This is a genomic window from Flavobacterium sp. (genome assembly GCF_040382755.1).
Taxonomy (GTDB): domain Bacteria; phylum Bacteroidota; class Bacteroidia; order Flavobacteriales; family Flavobacteriaceae; genus Flavobacterium.
Genome location: NZ_JBEIET010000257.1, coordinates 1 through 1,511 on the forward strand (window position 1 = coordinate 1; position 1,511 = coordinate 1,511).

The following is a 1,511-nucleotide window of genomic DNA, read 5'->3' on the forward strand; positions in this document are numbered from 1 at the left end:
GATTGATGTGCGTGAAACAAAGCTTCATTATCAATTAATCGGAAATCGCGTTTGAACCAAACAATATGTATCGGTTTTTTTGTCAAAATTAAATTATTGAAGTAATTTCCTTGTTTGCTTTTGCGTAACTCAATCTTGAAATTCGTGTTGTTTTATGATAACTGTCCAATCCAGAACAAGTTAACGATGCAGCTTTTTCAATATCTAAAAAACCATCTTTTTGCAAACAATCTTCAGGAAAATATACCTCTTTAACTTCTCCAATAATCAAAACTGTACTATTGATAGAAAGCGTTACTTTTTCTTTAAATTCCATTGCTAATTTCACATTACTTTCTTTAACAAAAGGTGCAAAAAAGTCGTTTTTATATTCAGGAATTAAACCAGTTTCATCAAATTCTGAACAAGCTCTATCATATCTTGCTGAAGTTTGATGCGCTTGTTTATGAATTTTTTCTGTGATGTGATTGATGGTGTAAAAGCCTGTTTCTAATATGTTTTCAAGCGTATGACGTTCCACAACACCTGGGCGAAAAACGATACCAAATAATGGTGGGTTACTTCCTATATGAAGAATTGAGTCGACAATAGCTAAATTGGTTTGGTTGTTTTTGTTTTTTGTACCAATTAATCCAACACTTTTAAAACCACCCAAACTATTTGCAAAATGAACACGTTCTTGTTTTTCCATATTCATTATTTGTTCATAGGAAATTTGATTTAGTTTTACTCTTGTTTCACCCATTTTTTATCACTGTTTAATTTGAATGTTCCAATATGTTCTTTATTCCATTCGTATGGTGGTATTAATGATAAAAAATGATTTCCTTCGTTTCCAATATATAAATGATATATTTCTCCTATTACTGGTTCAAATGAAAATTTTGCATTATAAATAATTTCATTCCATTCGAATTCTTCCATTAAACTTTGATATTGCAGTTTTAATTCATTGAATTTATTTTCAAATTCTTTATTTACATTTCTAACGCCTCTGCCTTTCCAAGCGGCTACATCGTCAACTTTAATAATAGGTGCGCCTACACTTGTGGCATAGGGTAAAAAACTGGCGTTGTATCCTTTTTCTTTAGAATATACGATATTATCTGGAATTTCTTTTTGCATTTTTTTATCTTTTAGATATTTTATTGTTCGAAATAGCTCGTTGTAAATTGCATTTAAACCTATCAATTCCTTCTATACGTTTCGCTGTGTGTTTGGTTTTGCAATTTTCAACACGTTTTCGCCAAAGTTTGTAACTTGAGAATTTTAATTCTTTTTTCATTAATGCTTTAACATCCGCTTCTGCTAATCCGAATTGGAATTTAATAGCATCAAATGGGGTTCTGTCTTCCCAAGCCATTTCTATGATTCTATCGATGGCAATATCATCTAATTCTGTTTTTTGAGCAACTGGCATTATTTTGTTTAATTATAATTAAAAAAGAATAAACAAAATTAAGTAGAATAATTTGAATTTCAATACAGAAAAGGAATAAAAAAATCCGTTA

At 29.8% G+C, this 1,511-nt stretch carries 3 protein-coding genes; all 3 read right to left on the bottom strand.

Annotation, left to right across the window (positions count from 1 at the left end; all coding sequences use genetic code 11):
- Nucleotides 1-88: 88 nt before the first annotated feature.
- From ABWO04_RS11870 to ABWO04_RS11880, 3 genes are read right to left on the bottom strand one after another with little or no spacing between them, the layout of a single operon-like run.
- Nucleotides 89-745: a flavin reductase family protein gene (locus tag ABWO04_RS11870; RefSeq protein ID WP_353079893.1), complete on the bottom strand. Its 657-nt coding sequence runs from the start codon at nt 743-745 to the stop codon at nt 89-91.
- Nucleotides 727-1,125 carry a DUF2452 domain-containing protein gene (locus ABWO04_RS11875; RefSeq protein ID WP_353079894.1) on the bottom strand — a complete coding sequence of 133 codons (399 nt, stop codon included), beginning with the start codon at nt 1,123-1,125 and terminating at the stop codon, nt 727-729. Before ABWO04_RS11875 ends, ABWO04_RS11870 begins: the two co-directional genes overlap by 19 nt.
- A 4-nt stretch (nt 1,126-1,129) precedes the next feature.
- On the bottom strand, nt 1,130-1,420 hold the full coding sequence (locus ABWO04_RS11880) for a TIGR03643 family protein (protein WP_353079895.1): 291 nt from the start codon (nt 1,418-1,420) through the stop codon (nt 1,130-1,132).
- Between the last annotated feature and the right edge of the window lie 91 nt (nt 1,421-1,511).